Source organism: Homoserinibacter sp. YIM 151385 (assembly GCF_027912415.1).
In the GTDB taxonomy this organism is placed as follows: domain Bacteria; phylum Actinomycetota; class Actinomycetes; order Actinomycetales; family Microbacteriaceae; genus Schumannella.
This window is the reverse complement of the sequence record NZ_CP115175.1, coordinates 2,059,413-2,074,886: the sequence shown is the minus strand read 5'-3', so window position 1 is coordinate 2,074,886 and position 15,474 is coordinate 2,059,413. Positions and strand designations below refer to the sequence as shown.

The following is a 15,474-nucleotide window of genomic DNA, read 5'->3' as shown; positions in this document are numbered from 1 at the left end:
CTCCCTCCTCGACCGGGGGTGCGGCGGCTAGTGCCCGCGCGGCTCGTCGTCGCGCTTGCGGCCCGCCTCGGGGTTCGCCGCGAGGACGAGCATCGCCATGACGACGAGGATGACGATGAAGGCGATGCCGGCCCACACCGCGGCGGTCGAGAACTCGCGCACGCCGAGGAAGACGATCACCCCGACGCCGAGCGCGAGCACGGCCGAGATGCCGAGGAGCTCGGCCGGCCGCGTCCGGTCGCGGCGGCTCGGGCGCCCGCTCACGCGCCGGGCTCCGGCGCCGAGGCCGCCGCGGGGCGCGCGTCCCCGCGGAGGCTGACGGCCGAGATCGAGAGCAGCACGCCGAGCAGGACACCCCAGGCGCCGAGGAGGCCGGCGACGAAGAGCGCGCTCGTGAGCACACCCCGATTGCCCTCGTCGCCGACGAAGGGCTGCGCGAGGTCGGCGGGCACGAGCAGCAGGGCGAGGCCGAGGAGCAGCGTGAGCCCGCCCGCGACGACCCAGTCGCGCGCGGCGTGGACCCGGCCGCGACCGCGGAGGCCGGCGGCGAGCTCGAGCGCCCCCGTGACGAGTGCGAAGCCGATCGCGATCCAGAGGAGCGAGCCCGGCAGGGCGAGGGAGGCGAGGGCCGCGACGAGCACGAGGAGCGTCGCGACGGCGTGTGCGAGGCGCAGCGGTCGCGTCGCCGCATCGAGGGGGTCGCGCCGGATCGCGAGCAGGAGCGGCACGCCGCTGAGCGCGTAGATCGCGAGGGCGAGGCCGCCGAGCGCCCAGGAGTGGTCGGCGGTGAAGGTCACGAGGAGGCCCATCGCGAGCGCGAGGATGCCGCGGGCGAGGACGAGCGACCAGGCGGTGCCGGGTGCGACGGAGCTCGCGGGGGCACCGGCCGATCCGGCCTCCGGGAGTCTCGACACGCGGCGACCTTCCTGCTGGACTTCGCTGCCAGTCTACGCGCGGCCCGGCTGCTCGGCCGCACCGGGCGGCGACCGTCGACCCTCCCGGCTCGACGCGGAGCAAAGGTAAGGCTAAGCTCACCCCACGTGACCACCGAGCTCCGCGGCGACGACCTCGTCCTCGCCTATCAGCGCGAGACGGTCGTGCACGGCGTCTCCGTCCGCATCCGCCCCGGCGTCGTCACCGCGCTCATCGGGCCGAACGGCTCCGGCAAGTCGACCGTGCTCCGCTCGCTCGCCCGCCTCCACCGCCTCGAGGGCGGCCGCGTGCACGTGCTCGACACCGCGACGGACGGGGAGCCGGATGCCGGGGCCGCCCCGTCCGGATCGCCCGCCCTGAGCGCCCGCGACTTCGCGCGCCGCGTGACCCTGCTCTCGCAGTCCCGGCCGCATCCCTCCGGCCTCGACGTCCGCGACGTCGTCGGCTTCGGCCGGCACCCGCACCGCCGGCGCTTCGCCGCCATGGGGGCCGAGGACCTCGCCGCGATCGACCGCGCGCTCGCGCTCACCGGCCTCGAGCACATGCAGCACCGACCCGTCGACCAGCTCTCGGGCGGCGAGCTCCAGCGCGTCTGGCTCGCGACCTGCCTGGCGCAGGACACGGGCGTGCTTCTCCTCGACGAGCCCACCAACCACCTCGACCTCCGCTACCAGGTCGAGACGCTCGACCTCGTGCGCGAGCTCGCCGAGGACCACGGCACCGCGCTCGGCGTCGTGCTCCACGACCTCGCCCACGCGGCGGCCGTCGCCGACGAGGTCGTGCTGCTCGAGCACGGCCGGGTCCGCGCCGCCGGCGCACCCCACGAGGTCCTCACCGACGCGCATCTGACCGAGGTGTACGGACTCCCGATCGACGTCGACCGCGACCCCGCGACCGGCGCCCTCCGCGTGCACCCGCGCGGTCGGCGGATCAGCCGCATCCCGGTCTGAGGCCCGTCGCCGTGCGCCGTCCGGAGCCCCGGCCGCGCGCAGCACCACCGCACCGCATCCCACCACCGCATCCATCACCGAAGAGAAGAGACCCCGTGACCCGCCGCACCATGCGCGCCGCCCTCGGCGCCGCCGCGATCCTCCCCCTCCTGCTGCTCACCGCCTGCGGCACCACCCAGCCGGGCGCCGACGCCGAGGCCCCGGCCGCCGCGGGCGGCGAGTGCGCCGACGACACCACCGCGACCTCCACCGGCCCCGTCTCGCTGACCGACGCGTTCGACCGCGAGGTCGAGCTCGACGCGCCCGCCGAGCGGATCGCGGTGCTCGAGTGGCAGCAGATCGAGGACGCGCTGACCCTCTGCGTCACCCCCGTCGCCGTCGCCGACGTCGAGGGCTACACCACGTGGGACACCGCCGAGACGCTGCCCGAGGGCGTCACCGACGTCGGCACCCGGCAGGAGCCGAGCTTCGACGCCATCCTCGGCGCCGAGCCGGACCTCATCATCGTCGAGGCCTCCGCGCCCGACGACGAGATCATCGGCCAGCTCGAGGAGTACGGCATCCCCGTCCTCGCGACGAAGGGCGCGGACGCGGCCGACCCGATCGGCCAGATGACCGACACCTTCGAGCTCATCGCGCAGGCGACCGGCCGCGAGGAGCGCGCCGAGGCGGTGCTCGCCGAGTTCGACGAGAGCGTCGCGGCGGCGAAGCAGGCCGTCGCGGACGCGGAGCTCGTGACCGACTCCTTCGCCTACTTCGACGGCTGGATCGACGGCGGCAACGTCTCGGTCCGCTTCTTCAGCAAGGGCTCGCTCATCGGCGCCCTCGGCGAGGAGCTGGGCCTCACGAACGCGTGGACGGGCGAGGCCGACCCGGCCTACGGCCTCGGCGTCACCGACATCGAGGGCGCGACCGCCGTCGGCGACGCCTACCTGCTGCACACGACGACGATCGACGGCGACACCGACATCATGCCGGAGCTCGCGAAGAACGACGTCTGGAACTCGATCCCCGCCGTCGCGGAGGACCGCATCGCCGGCTTCCCGACCGGCATCTGGACCTTCGGCGGCCCCCGCTCGGCCCAGCAGATCCTCGACGCGTACGTCGACGCGCTCACGCGCTGATCGCGCGAGGCGGGCAGGTCGTGGCGATCGAGACGCGAGCCGTGGAGGCGGCGGGCACCCCCGGTGCCGTCCCGCCTCCCGCTCCCGGCGACCCCGACCGCGGGGGCGCGCGCCGTGCCGCCGGCGCCGTCCGGGCCGTCGGGGCGATCGCGCTCGTCGCCGGCCTGCTCGCCCTCGCGGCCGGCATCCACCTCACGCAGGGCACCTCCGGGCTGGGTCTCGCCGAGCTCTGGCCGGTCCTCACCGGCGACGGCTCCGCGCAGGCCGGTGCCCGGGAGATCCTGCTCGGCTCCCGCATCCCGCGCCTCGCGGCGGGCATCACCGTGGGCTTCGCGCTCGGCGTCGCGGGCGCGCTCTTCCAGTCGCTCGCCCGCAACGCCCTCGCCTCGCCCGACACCCTCGCGGTGACGAGCGGCTCCTACCTCGCGGTCGCGCTCATCGCGGCCTTCGGCGTCTCGGTGCCGATCTGGGCCTCCGGCGGCGTCGCCTTCCTCGGCGGGCTCGCGGCGGCGGCGATCGTCCTCGGGCTCGCGGGCGGGGCGGGCTCCTCGACGACACGGCTGATCCTCGCGGGCTCGGCGGTCATGCTCGCCCTGCAGGCGGCGACCTCCGCGATCCTCATCCTGTTCGCGCAGGAGACGACCGGCCTGTTCGCGTGGGGGAGCGGCAGCCTCAGCCAGCTCGGCCTCGGCGCCTTCCTCCAGGCGGCACCGGTCGTCATCGGCGCGACCGTCGTCGGCGTCCTCCTGTCGCGGCGCCTGGATGTCGTGGCGCTCGGCGACGACACGGCGCGATCGCTCGGGGTCCCGGTGCGCTCGACACGCGCGATCGGCACGCTCCTCGCGGTGCTCCTCACGGCGGCCGCCGTGACGCTCGCGGGACCGATCGGCTTCGTCGGGCTCGCGGCGCCCGTCATCACGCGGCTCCTCGGCGGAGTCGTCCCGGCGCTCCACCGGCACGGCGTCCTGCTGCCGGCCTCGGGGCTCGTGGGCGCGCTCGTCGTGGTGCTCGCGGATGTCGTGATCCGCGCCCTCATCGGCGCGGAGGCCGCCGCCTCGATCCCGACCGGCATCGCGACGACGCTGCTCGGCGCGCTCCTGCTCATCGTCCTCGCGCGGCGGAGCCGGGATGCGGGCCCCACCCGGCGTCCGCCGGCGGCGACGATCGGGGTGCGCGGCCGCGGTCGCGTCGTCGCGGTGGTCGCCGTCGCGGGTGTGCTGCTCGTCGCGGCCGTCGTCATCGGGCTGCTCGGCGGACACCGCTGGCTGCTGCTCGGCGACGTCGCGCTGTGGGCGCAGCGGGAGGCCGCCCCGGTGATCCGCTTCGCGCTCGACGAGCGGGCGCCCCGCGTGCTCGCGGCCGTCACCGCGGGGGCGGCGCTCGCCCTCGCGGGCACGCTCGTGCAGGCCTCGAGCCGGAACCCGCTCGCGGAGCCCGGCATCCTCGGCATCACCGGCGGCGCGGGGCTGGGGGCGGTCGTCGCGCTCTCGACGGGCGCGGCGGCGGGTGCCGGCATCCTCCCGCCCGCGATCCTCGGCGCGCTCGCCGCCTTCGCGCTCGTCTACGGACTCGCCTGGCGGCGCGGGCTCAGCGCCGACCGGCTGGTGCTCATCGGCATCGGCGTCTGGTACGCGACGGCGGGCCTCTCGACCTTCCTGCTGCTGCGCGCGAACCCCTACGACACCCCGGCGATCTACACCTGGCTCTCGGGCACGACCTACGGACGGTCCTGGTCGGACGCGCTGCCGGTCGCGGGCGCGCTGCTCCTCGCCCTCGCGGTCGTGACGCTGTTCCGCCGCGAGCTCGACCTCCTCGCGCTCGACGACGACACCCCGCGCCTCGCGGGCGTGCGCCTCGAGCGCACGCGGCTGCTGCTCCTCGTCACGGCGGCGCTGCTCGCGGCCTTCAGCGTGAGCGCGATCGGCGTGCTCGGCTTCGTCGGCCTCATCGCCCCCCACGCGGCGCGCGCGCTCGTCGGCGGGCGCCACAGCCGCATCCTGCCGGTCGCGATGCTGCTCGGCGCGACGCTCGTCGCGATCGCCGACGTGCTCGGCCGCACCGTCATCGCCCCGGCGCAGATTCCCGCCGGCATCGTCGTCGCGCTCGTCGGGGCGCCGTACTTCATCTTCCTGCTGGCGCGATCGCGCGCCTGAGACGCCGCGGGCCCGTCCCGCTGCCGATCGCAGCGGGACGGCCCCGTGTCTCTGCCGGCGTCAGGCTGCGGGACCGGCGCCCCGTCGGCGGCGGACGAGGATCGCGATCCCGCCGCCGAGGAGAAGCAGGAGCACCGCGGCGCCCGCGACCCAACCCGCCTCCGTGCCGGTGGCCGCGAGGCCGTCGACGCCCGCGCCATCCGTCCCGGACCCGTCCGTCCCGGATCCGTCCGAGTCGGATCCGCCGTCGTCTGCTGCCGCCGCGACCCGCATCCCGTCCCAGCCGAGGAGCTCGCCGTCGGCGAGCGCGACCGCGAGGCGGTGGTCGCCGAGGGCGGCGCGGGCGGGCACGGTGACGCGGATCTCGCCGTCCGCGTCCACGGTCGCGGCCCCGAGCGGCGTCGGCGTCGAGAACAGCCAGGCGTGCACCTCGGCGCCCGCGTGCTGCTCGCCGACGACGACCGTGATCGTCTGGCCGCGATGCGCGAGGTCGGGGGCCGCGACATCGCCGCGGTTCGCGTCGGTCAGCTGCGAGGCGTCGGGGGCGACGGGCTCGACCGGCTCGACCGGCTCCTCGACGTCCGTGAAGCGGAGGCTCCAGTCGGCCGTCGCGCCCTCCCGGATCGCGAAGCCCTCGAGCGCCCGCGCCCGCACCGTCACCTCGCCGCGGCCCGGGTGCGTGCCCGGCTCCACGACGTCGTCGGCGACGAGGTACTCGACCCCCTCCGACACGGGCACCGTGAAGGTGTCGGATGCCGTCCCCGGCAGATCCGCGAAGGTCACCGCCGCGGGCGTCACGAGCGTCGGCTCCGGCGGCTCGACCGTGCCGTCGCCCGGCTGGATGAGCGTCAGGCGGTCGATCCCGATCGTGCCCGCATCGAGGCGGAGGCTCAGCGTCGGCGCCCAGCCCTCGAACACGGAGCGCTCGATCGTGAGCGGCAGGAGCCCAGAGCGGATCGGCTGCCACTCGCCGTCCTGCTCGATCCAGGAGCTCAGCTCGCCCTGGTCGAGCACGGTCGCCAGACGGTCGCCCGGCTCCCAGGCCACGGCGAGCGAGCCGCGACCGGAGGAGAGGCTCCGTCCCGCGCCGCGCTCCACGATGTCCAGACCGCTCGATCGGCGCGAGTGGTTGTACCAGCTGTGCGCACGGTTCGTCGGGCCGTCGGTGAGGCCGAGGAACAGGCTGTCCTCGCTCGCCCCCGTGCCCGCCATGGACTCCGGGGTCACGATGAGCGCGAAGCGCTCGCCCGCCTCGGCCGGCAGCGCCACGTGGCTCCAGCGGCGGCCGTCGGCCTGCGCCTCGAGCACCCCCGCGTCGGTGTCGACCGAGAGCGCAGCGGAGGCCTCGGCGGTGTCGCCGAAGATCTCGTACTCGTCGAGCCGGTCGGTCGTGAAGTCGTCCTCCCACACGACCTCGCCGAAGGTCTCCGGGTCGAAGGTGCCGCTGAACGGACGCTCGTGGTTGACCGGCGGGGTCGAGGCGTCCGGCACCTCGACGCCGGCCTCCGTGACCCACTTCGCGCCGTCGGCGCGCTTCGTGATCGTGAAGCGGTCGAGCGTGTCGCCCGCCTGCGTGCTCGCCGCGCCGCCGGGCCGCGTGTAGGTGACGACCGACTCGTAGCTCAGCGTGTCGCCGTCCACCCGGATCGACTGGAAGGTCGAGGTGTCCTGCGCCCGCTGGACGGCGACCGCGCCGTTCCGCGTCCAGATGTTGTCGTCGGCGCTCGGCAGCGTGTACTGCTTCTGCCCCGCGTTCGAGACGACGTAGACGGGACCCGCGGTCACGCCCGGCATCCCGGTCGCGGTCGAGGAGTGGTGGCCGCGGCCGTAGGTGTGGTCGTGTCCCTGGAGGACGAGATCCACGTCGTGCTTCTCGAGCACCGGCAGCACGTACTGGCGCCAGTCGCTCTCGTCGCGGAGGCCGTTGCCGCTGATGCCGGTCGAGAAGACGGGCTGGTGCGCGAGCACGACCGTCCACTCGTTCGGGTTCTGCCGGAGCACCCGGTCGAGCCAGGTCGCCTGCGCCGTCATCCACGCGCGCTTGCCGACCTCGCAGCCCGAGGTCGCGCCCCCGGAGAGGAGCATCGGGCAGATGTCGTCGCGGTTCGCGTTGAGCGAGACGAAGCGCACGCCCTGGTAGTCGGTGACGTAGACGGTGTCCTCGAGGATCTTCTCGAGGTGCGCGCCCCACTCCCGCTCGTACTCGAGGGCGTCGGCGGCGACGGGGCCGTTCGCGTCGTACTCGAAGGAGTCGAGGTAGGACTCCATGAACGGCTCCGGCCCGACCTCGTGGTTGCCCGGCGTCGTGAGCGAGTTGGTGCGCGCGCCGAGGTCCTCGATGCCCGCGAACCAGTCGCGCCACTCGCTGTCGTTGGTCGAGGTGTTCACCATGTCGCCCGCGTAGAGGGCGAGCTCGGCCTCGGGACTCGCGGCGACGGCGGCGTCGACGCTGTCGTGCCAGACGGAGCCGATCCCCTCCTGCGCGTCCCCGAAGTAGAGGAAGGTGAAGGGCTCGGCCTCCGCGGCCGCCGTCGTGAAGGTCCGCCAGACGCTGCGCTGGCTCCCCGACGCGACGCGGTACTGGTACTCCGTGTCGGGCTCGAGACCGGTGATCCGCGCCGAGTGGCTGCGCGCGGGGTACCCGCCGATCGAGCGCTCGGGCTTCTGCACGGCCCGCACCGTGCGCACCTCGCCGCCCGGCGTCCGGATCTCGACCGTGCCCTGCAGCGTCAGCGGGCTGCGCGAGCGCCACGTCACGTGCTGGGAGGTCGAGGGGTCGGCGGTCGGGTTCAGGATGACGCGCTCCGGCGTCCCGGTCGGCGCGTCCAGGTCGACGTACTCCTGCTCAGAGGTCGCGACGTCGAAGATGTGCATGATGCCGCGGTCGGTCTGCTGCGGCAGGATGACGGCCTCGACGCGCTTGGTCACGTCGAGCAGCGCGGGGCGCGTGCCGAAGACCCGGAAGGTGCCGTTCGCGGAGCCGTTCGCCATGTTGTTGCGCGAGCCGACGGTGACGAGCGTGGAGCCGCCCGCGACGGGGTTCGCGCTCCAGTCCGCGAGCTCGACGCGCACGTCCTGGGTCGTGCCGTCGGTGTACTCGACGACCGCCGTGCCCCAGGCGGGGCCGTTCGTCGCGAGGCCGAGGAAGGCGAGGCTGCCGGCGGTGCGCCCGCCGAGCTCGATCCGCTGACCGTGCGGGATCCAGTTGTCGGGTCGGCCGGGATCGGTCTGGGGCCAGGTGAACTCGATGCCGGTGCTGCCGTGACGGATCTTCTGCCCCGGTCCGGCGCCCGCCGCGGCGAGCCCCTCGCGGGAGAGCGACCAGTCGCTGAGGTCCATCGAGCCGAGGTTCCCGCGGCCGTTCGGGGTCGTCCCCACGTTGTTGCGGGCATCGGCGCCGTCGGTGTGCGAGCGGGGGACGTCGCCCGCGCCCGTGCCCCAGGTGCCGGGGCGGTCCGAGAGCGTGAACTCGAGCGTGCCGCCGTCGCGGGCGAAGTCCTCATCCAGCCAGGAGGCCGTCTGCGCGACGCCGTCGACCTCCAGTGCGGTCGTGTAGCGGGTGGCGCCGCCGGCCGCCGCGCCCGGCGCCACGATGTCGTAGACGCGGTCGCTGTCGGCGCTGCGGATCGTGATGCGCTCGAAGAGGGGCGCGGTCACGACGAGATCGGCGGTGCCGTGGATGACGGGCGCGATGCCGAGGTTCGCGAAGACGTACCAGGAGCTCAGCGCGCCCTCGTCGTCGTTGCCGGGCAGGCCAGACGGCGTCGTGTCGTACAGCTCGGTGACGGCACGGTGCAGGACGTCGGTGGAGGTGTGCGGGGCGCGGAGCCAGTTGTAGACCCAGGGGGTCGTCAGGGCGGCCTCGTTGGAGAGGTAGTTGCCCGTCTGCGTGTACGCGCCCGCGTCCAGCTGGGCCATGAGCACGTCGAGCTCGCGCGCGGACTTCTCGATGCCGCCGCGCTTCTCGATGAGCGTGCCGATGTTGTGGGGCACCATCCAGCCATACTGGTAGCCGGTGGACTGGTTGAACTGCCCGCCGCCCGTGCCGTCGCGGCCGCGGAGATCGAAGCTCCGGTCGAAGCCGGCTCGCGCCCGGGGGCGGATGTGCTGGGTCTGCGGGTCGAAGACGTTCATCCAGTTCTGGGCGCGGACCATCATGCGGTCGTAGGCGTCCTCGTCGCCGAGGCGCTTCGCGAGCTGGGCGATCGCGAAGTCGTCGACCGCGTACTCGAGGACGCGGCTCGTCGCGAAGTCGCCCTTCGCGTTCTCGATCATGCCGGTCGCGAAGTACTGGGCCGCGTTGCTGCGGGTCGACTCGGTCGCGGGGAGCTGCTGCGTCCGGAGCATCGAGTCGAGCGCGGCCTGCCGGTCGTAGTCGGTCGCCCCGAAGGCGTCGAGCGTCGAGAGGATCACCTGGTAGTTGTCGCCCGACATGCGCGCGGCCCCCGGCGACCAGCGCCCGGTCTGCTGGGTGAGGAGCACGATGGAGCGGTTGATGTCGTTCGCGACCTCCGGGAACAGCATCGCGATGAGCTGCGCCTGGCTGCGGTACATGTCCCAGCCCTGGCCCGCGAAGTTGATGCGGCGGAAGAGGTCCCGGCCCTCGGCGACCTCGTGGATGCGGCCGTCGAAGCCGAGGTAGCGGCCGTCGACATCCTGGCCGATGGTCGGCTGGAGGAGCGAGTGGTAGAGCGCGGTGTAGAGCTTCGTGCGCTCCTCCTCCGTACCGCCCTGGGCGTCCAGGGTCCCGAGCGCCGACTCCCAGGCGCCGCGCGCGTCCGCACGGACCTCGTCGAAGCCGGCGTCGCCGACCTCCGCGGCCGCGTTCGCCGCGGCGGACCCGGTGCTCACGTAGCTGAAGCCGGTCGTCGCGGTGACGACCGCGTCATCCGCGAAGGTCACCCAGCCGCCGGTCTTGTGGCGCTGGTCGGAGCTCGTCGCCCCGGCGACCGCGGCGCTCGTCGACCCGGCGGTCATCGCGGCGTCCTCCCAGGTGCCGAAGGAGGCGAAGTCCTGGTCGTAGGTGGTGGAGAAGTAGGCGCGGTAGTGGTTGCCGTTGTCGCAGACGTCGGTGCCGTACATCGAGCCGCTCACCGTGCGCGTCTCGGCGTCGATGTCGAGGGAGACCTCGAAGGTGCGGTTGTTCGCGCCTGAGGCGTCGAGGATGAGGGTGGAGCCCTCCGCGCCGCTGAAGTCGAAGCGGCTGACGGCCGTGCGGGCCGTCGCGGTGAGCTCGCTCGTGGTGCCGTCGGCGGTCGTCACGGCGTAGTAGCCGGGCTCGGCGACCTCGTCGTCGTGGCTGAAGCCGAGGAAGTAGGAGCGGTGATCGGTCGCCGGATTGCGGGGGAGGACGCCCTCCGCGCCGAGCTCGCCGGTGAAGGGGATCGTCGGGAACTCGTAGCCGCCGAAGCGGGTGTGGCAGCCGGTGCCCGAGTAGCGCGTCATGCCGAAGCCGCGGATCTGATTCGCCGTGTACTCGTAGCCGCCCTTCTCGCGGACGAGGTCGGCCGTCTCCCCCAGCTTGTAGGTGGTCGGGCTGGGCTGCACCATCCCGAACGGCACCGAGGCGCCCGGGTAGGTGTTGCCGTAGGCGTCGTTGCTCTTGTTCTGCGTCGTATCGAGCTCGGTGCCGATGAAGAGGTCGACCGCCTCGAAGGGGCTCAGCTCGGCCGCGACGGCCGGGCTGCCGGCCACGAGGAGTCCGCCGGCGAGGGATGCGACGAGGCCTCCCGCGAGGAGCCGCGGCCGTCGCCGGGCTCGGGGGGTGGTCGATCGATTCCGGCCGGATGCGCGCACGGGTGGTCCTCTCGGTTCCAAGGGGGATGGTCCCACCGTGGTCAGGGCGAGCGTCGCGGCGGCGTCGCGATCGTGTCGCGAAGGTGAACGCGAGATGGATGACAGCGCTGTCTGCCTCGATCCTCAGGCACATCCTGGCATGCGGCTGCGCTCCTCGTCGACGGCGGGGGCCGCGCGGAGGGCGAGCTGTCGTCGCGCGTCCGCGACGGCGGCGTCGAAGCCGGAATCCGGGTCGTCCATGATGCGTCGCGTCGCGATCGCGTGGGTGCCGACCTCCGGGTCGGGATGCCGCTCGGCCGCCTCCAGCGACGCCTCCGCCGCCGTGCCGAGCATCGCCATCGCCCGGCTCAGGCTGCGCTGCACCTCGCGCGCCCCACGGCCGAGCTGCCCGGCGAGCAGCGCCGCGAGCGCGGGCGCCTCGGCCTCGGGCACGAGGCCCGCGGCGGTCCGCCAGGCGGCGCGCGCCACCTCGTCGTCGGGATCGCGGAGCAGCTCCGGCGTGATCGCCGGCCACGCGCGCGCCTCGCCGAGCTTCGAGAGCGTGTGGAGCGCCTGACTCCGGGCCTGCGCCGCCGCGGAGCCGAGCTCGGCGAGCAGCCGCTCGAGCGTCGCCTCCCGCTCCTGGCGCACGAGCGCCCACGTCATCATGTCGCGCACCCCGAAGTCGGGCTCGACCGCGCAGCGCGCGACGAGCACCGGGATGAAGCCCGGATCGGGCGCCGTGCCCGCGGTGAGCGCGGCCTGCAGCCGCACCGAGCCGTCGGACGCCGCGAGGGCGGCGGCGAGCCGTGCCGCCGGGGTCGACGCCGCCATCCCGCGCTCCTCGCCGTGCTCGGTCTCGCTCATGCCTCGACCCTGACACGGGCGGGCACGCAGCGCGCGAATGTGACGCGCGGCGCCCGGCCGGGTCGCGGCCCTACTCGGGCGCCATGTCCGCGAAGCGGGAGAACGCGCCCTGGAACGCGACCGTGACGGTCGCGGTCGGGCCGTTGCGGTGCTTCGCGACGATGAGGTCGGCCTCGCCGGGTCGCGAGCTCTCCTTGTCGTAGGCGCTCTCGCGGTGGAGGAGGATGACCATGTCGGCGTCCTGCTCGAGCGAGCCGGACTCGCGGAGGTCGGAGATCGCGGGCTTCTTGTCGGTGCGCTGCTCCGGGCCTCGGTTGAGCTGCGAGAGCGCGATGACCGGCACCTGCAGCTCCTTCGCGAGGAGCTTGAGCGCGCGCGAGAACTCCGAGACCTCCTGCTGGCGCGACTCGACGCGCTTGCCGCTCGTCATGAGCTGCAGATAGTCGATGACGACGAGGCGGAGGCCGTGCTTCTGCTTGAGGCGGCGGCACTTCGCGCGGATCTCGACGAGCGTCATGTTCGGGCTGTCGTCGATGTAGAGGGGCGCGTCGGCGATGCGGCCGCGGACCTGGGCGAGCGTCGTCCAGTCCTCGGAGCGGACCTGGCCCTTGCGCATGTTCTGGAGGTAGATGTTCGACTCGGCGGAGAGGAGGCGCATCGCGATCTCGGCGCGCCCCATCTCGAGCGAGAAGAAGATGGAGGGCATGTCGTGCTTGATCGACGCGGCCCGGGCGAAGTCGAGCGCGAGGGTCGACTTGCCGAGCGCGGGTCGTGCCGCAATGAGGATGAGCTGACCGGGGTGGAGGCCGTTCGTGAGGTTGTCGAGCTCGGTGAAGCCCGTGGGCACGCCCGTGAAGGCGCCGTCGCGGCCGCTCGCGACCTCGATCTCCTCGCTCGCGGCCTCGATGGCCTCGACGAGCGGCACGTAGTCCTCGGCCTGGGTGTCGCCGGCGACGCCGTAGATCTCGGCCTGCGCGTTGTTGACGAGGTCGGTGACCTCGCCCTCGCTCGCGTAGCCCATCTGCACGATGCGGGTGCCGGCCTCCACGAGGCGGCGGAGCACGGCCTTCTCGGCGACGATCGAGGCGTAGAAGCCGGCGTTCGCGGCGGTCGGCACGAGGCCGGTGAGCGTGTGGAGGTACTCGGGCCCGCCCGCCCGCTGCAGCTCGCCCGTCTTCGTCAGCTCGTCGGTGACGGCGATGACGTCGGTGGGCTCGCCGTGCGAGTAGAGGGAGAGGATCGCGTTGTAGACGACCTCGTGCTTCGGGATGTAGAAGTCGACGCCCCGGACCATCTCGAGCACGTCGGCCACGGCGTCCTTGGACAGCAGCATGCCGCCGAGCGCGCTCTGCTCCGCGAGCAGGTCGTGCGGCGGCGTGCGGTCCCCCTGCCAGCCCTCTCCGCTGCCGCGGGGCTCGCGGTCGCCGGCGAGTCCGAGATGGGCGATCGACACGGGGATACCTCCTGGTGCACACGGTAGAGGGAGCGACCGTCATCCCGGTCGGCACGCGCGCACGCGGATGGATTCGGGGGGTGGCCTGGTCGGCGTCAGCCACGATAGGAGCGCGCGCCGGGAGTGCAAAACCTGCCTGTGGACAACGCTGTGGATGATTCGGGAGAAACGCCGGGCGCGATGTGAAGAACCTGTGGATCATTCTGTGGAATGTCCGGTGGACCAGAACAAAAATAAGGTCCTGATCAGGCGATTCCGCATCCACACCATGTGTGTAGAAACATGTTTAGAGTGGGACTTGAGGGTTGCTGGTTTTGCCCGGATACCTGTGCACAGATCCCTTGACACGAGCCCGGAACAGACGATAGCGGGAGGCCCGGAAGGGCCTCCCGCTATCGGGTGGAGCGTGCGCTACTTGGCGGCGACGACCTGCAGCGTGAGCTGCGCGACGACGTCCTCGCGCAGGCGCGCGGTCGCCTCGTGCTCGCCGATCGCCTTGATGGGCGAGGTGAGCTCGACGGAGCGCTTGTCCAGCTCGCCGAGGCCGGCGGCCGCGACCGCGGCGACGACGTCGGCGGTCGTGACCGAGCCGAACAGGCGGCCCTCGCGGCCGGCCTTCACCGACAGCTTCACGGGCGCGGACTCGAGACGGGCCTTGAGGGCCTGCGCGTCCTCGAGGGTGGCGAGCTCGCGCGCCGCGCGCGCGGAGCGGAGCTGCTCGACCTGCTTCTCGCCGCCACGGGACCACGCGACCGCGAAGCCCTGGGGGATGAGGTAGTTCCGGGCGTAGCCGTTGCGGACCTCGACGACGTCACCGGCCGAGCCGAGGCCGGAGACCTCGGACGTGAGAATGAGCTTCGACATTCGACGACTCCTTAACGGCCCGAGCCCGCGTACGGGAGGAGCGCCATCTCGCGCGCGTTCTTGACGGCGCGGGCGATGAGGCGCTGCTCCTGCACGGAGACACCGGTGATGCGGCGGGCGCGGATCTTGCCGCGCTCGGAGATGAACTTGCGGAGGGTGGCGACGTCCTTGTAGTCGATGACACCCACCTTGACGGACTTCGCGGGAGCGGCGTTCTTGCCGCCCTTCGGCCCGCGGGGCTTGCGGCGGTCGCCGCTGCTCTTTCCAGCCATGATGACTTCTTCCTGAGTTGATCAGACCCGGTCCGGCGCGCGGCCTAGAACGGGGTCTCGTCGTTGTAGTTGCCGGGCGTGTTCCACACGTCGCCCCCGGCGGAGTTGGACTGGCCGCCGGACGGCGCCCACGGCTCATCGGCGACGGCGCCCTGCGAGCGCCCCCCGCCGCCGTTGCCGCCGCCACCGGACGCGCGGGTGACCTGCGCGGTCGCGTAGCGGAGGCTGGGGCCGATCTCGTCGACCTCGAGCTCGATCGAGATGCGCTTGTTGCCGTCGCGGTCGTCGTAGGAGCGCTGCTTCAGACGGCCCTGCGCGATGACGCGCGAGCCCTTCGTCAGGCTGCCCGCGACGTGCTCGGCGAACTCGCGCCAGCAGGACGCGCGGAGGAACAGCGCCTCGCCGTCCTTCCACTCGTTCGCCTGGCGGTCGAAGGTGCGGGGCGTCGACGCGATCGTGAAGTTCGCGACGGCGAGTCCGCTCTGCGTGTAGCGCAGCTCCGGGTCGGCGGTGAGGTTGCCGACCACCGTGATGATCGTGTCCCCGGCCATGATCAGGCCTTCTCGGCCCCGGCGGGCTTCGCCGACTCGGCGGGCTTCGCGGCCTTGACGGCGGGCTTCTCAGCCTTCTCCGCAGGCTTCTCGGCGGGCTCGGCCTTCTCCGACTTGTCCGCGCGGGCGGACTTGCGGGCGGCCTTCTCGGCCTGCTCGGCCTCGTGCGCGGCAAGGCGCGCGACGGCCTCCTCGGCGCGGAGGACCTTGGTGCGGAGCACGGCCTCGCTGAGCTTCAGCTGGCGGTCGAGCTCGTTCGTGGCGGCCGAGGTCGCGGTGAAGTTGACGACGGCGTAGATGCCCTCGGACTTCTTCTTGATCTCGTACGCCATGCGGCGGCGACCCCAGATGTCGACGTTCTCGATCGTGCCGCCGTCGTTGCGGATCACGCCGAGGAACTTGTCCAGGCTGGGTGCGACGGTGCGCTCATCGATCTCGGGATCGAGAATCACCATCAACTCGTACTGATGCGTCATTGACCCACCTCCTCTGGTCTCGAACGGCTGCAGAGGCTCTGCAGCAGGAGGGTTGA

The 15,474-nt window shown here is 73.1% G+C and carries 11 protein-coding genes and 1 pseudogene; 3 read left to right on the top strand and 9 right to left on the bottom strand.

From position 1 onward, the window contains the following. Positions 1–27: 27 nt before the first annotated feature. Together OF852_RS10105 and OF852_RS10100 are read right to left on the bottom strand one after the other, a co-directional pair. Positions 28–264, bottom strand: a complete 237-nt coding sequence (locus tag OF852_RS10105) for a hypothetical protein (protein ID WP_271119032.1) — start codon at positions 262–264, stop codon at positions 28–30. Further along, complete coding sequence (locus OF852_RS10100) at positions 261–914, bottom strand: hypothetical protein (protein WP_271119031.1); 654 nt, start codon at positions 912–914, stop codon at positions 261–263. The genes OF852_RS10105 and OF852_RS10100 overlap by 4 nt, the downstream gene beginning before the upstream one ends. 126 nt (positions 915–1,040) lie before the next feature. On the opposite strand from OF852_RS10100, the gene OF852_RS10095 reads away from it, so the two are divergent. The 3 genes from OF852_RS10095 to OF852_RS10085 all read left to right on the top strand — a co-directional run bounded on the left by OF852_RS10095 (position 1,041) and on the right by OF852_RS10085 (position 5,160). Further along, the gene (locus OF852_RS10095) at positions 1,041–1,883 is read left to right on the top strand and encodes an ABC transporter ATP-binding protein (RefSeq protein WP_271119030.1); all 843 of its coding nucleotides are present in this window, start codon (positions 1,041–1,043) and stop codon (positions 1,881–1,883) included. 95 nt (positions 1,884–1,978) lie between these two features. Then, the gene (locus OF852_RS10090) at positions 1,979–3,007 is read left to right on the top strand and encodes an iron-siderophore ABC transporter substrate-binding protein (protein ID WP_271119029.1); all 1,029 of its coding nucleotides are present in this window, start codon (positions 1,979–1,981) and stop codon (positions 3,005–3,007) included. A 20-nt stretch (positions 3,008–3,027) separates the two neighbouring features. Continuing rightward, positions 3,028–5,160 (top strand): iron ABC transporter permease, encoded by a 2,133-nt coding sequence (locus OF852_RS10085; protein WP_271119028.1) that lies wholly within the window; start codon positions 3,028–3,030, stop codon positions 5,158–5,160. A 60-nt stretch (positions 5,161–5,220) separates the two neighbouring features. Here OF852_RS10085 and OF852_RS10080 read toward each other — a convergent pair whose 3' ends face one another. From OF852_RS10080 to rpsF, 7 genes and pseudogenes are all read right to left on the bottom strand, one after another. Next, positions 5,221–10,854 carry a GH92 family glycosyl hydrolase gene (locus tag OF852_RS10080; protein WP_271119027.1) on the bottom strand — a complete coding sequence of 1,878 codons (5,634 nt, stop codon included), beginning with the start codon at positions 10,852–10,854 and terminating at the stop codon, positions 5,221–5,223. 225 nt (positions 10,855–11,079) lie between these two features. After that, complete coding sequence (locus tag OF852_RS10075; protein ID WP_271119026.1) at positions 11,080–11,802, bottom strand: HEAT repeat domain-containing protein; 723 nt, start codon at positions 11,800–11,802, stop codon at positions 11,080–11,082. Positions 11,803–11,872: 70 nt separating this feature from the next. Continuing rightward, positions 11,873–13,255: a replicative DNA helicase gene (gene dnaB, locus OF852_RS10070; protein ID WP_271119025.1), complete on the bottom strand. Its 1,383-nt coding sequence runs from the start codon at positions 13,253–13,255 to the stop codon at positions 11,873–11,875. Between the two features lie 411 nt (positions 13,256–13,666). After that, positions 13,667–14,119 (bottom strand): 50S ribosomal protein L9, encoded by a 453-nt coding sequence (gene rplI / locus OF852_RS10065; protein WP_271119024.1) that lies wholly within the window; start codon positions 14,117–14,119, stop codon positions 13,667–13,669. Between the two features lie 11 nt (positions 14,120–14,130). After that, a complete protein-coding gene (gene rpsR, locus OF852_RS10060) occupies positions 14,131–14,391 on the bottom strand; it encodes a 30S ribosomal protein S18 (protein WP_271119023.1) in 261 nt (86 codons plus the stop codon). A 44-nt stretch (positions 14,392–14,435) separates the two neighbouring features. After that, on the bottom strand, positions 14,436–14,942 hold the full coding sequence (locus OF852_RS10055) for a single-stranded DNA-binding protein (RefSeq protein ID WP_271119022.1): 507 nt from the start codon (positions 14,940–14,942) through the stop codon (positions 14,436–14,438). Positions 14,943–15,052: 110 nt separating this feature from the next. After that, positions 15,053–15,418 (bottom strand): annotated as a pseudogene (rpsF, locus tag OF852_RS10050) (30S ribosomal protein S6); the annotation flags it as partial. Positions 15,419–15,474 lie beyond the last annotated feature (56 nt).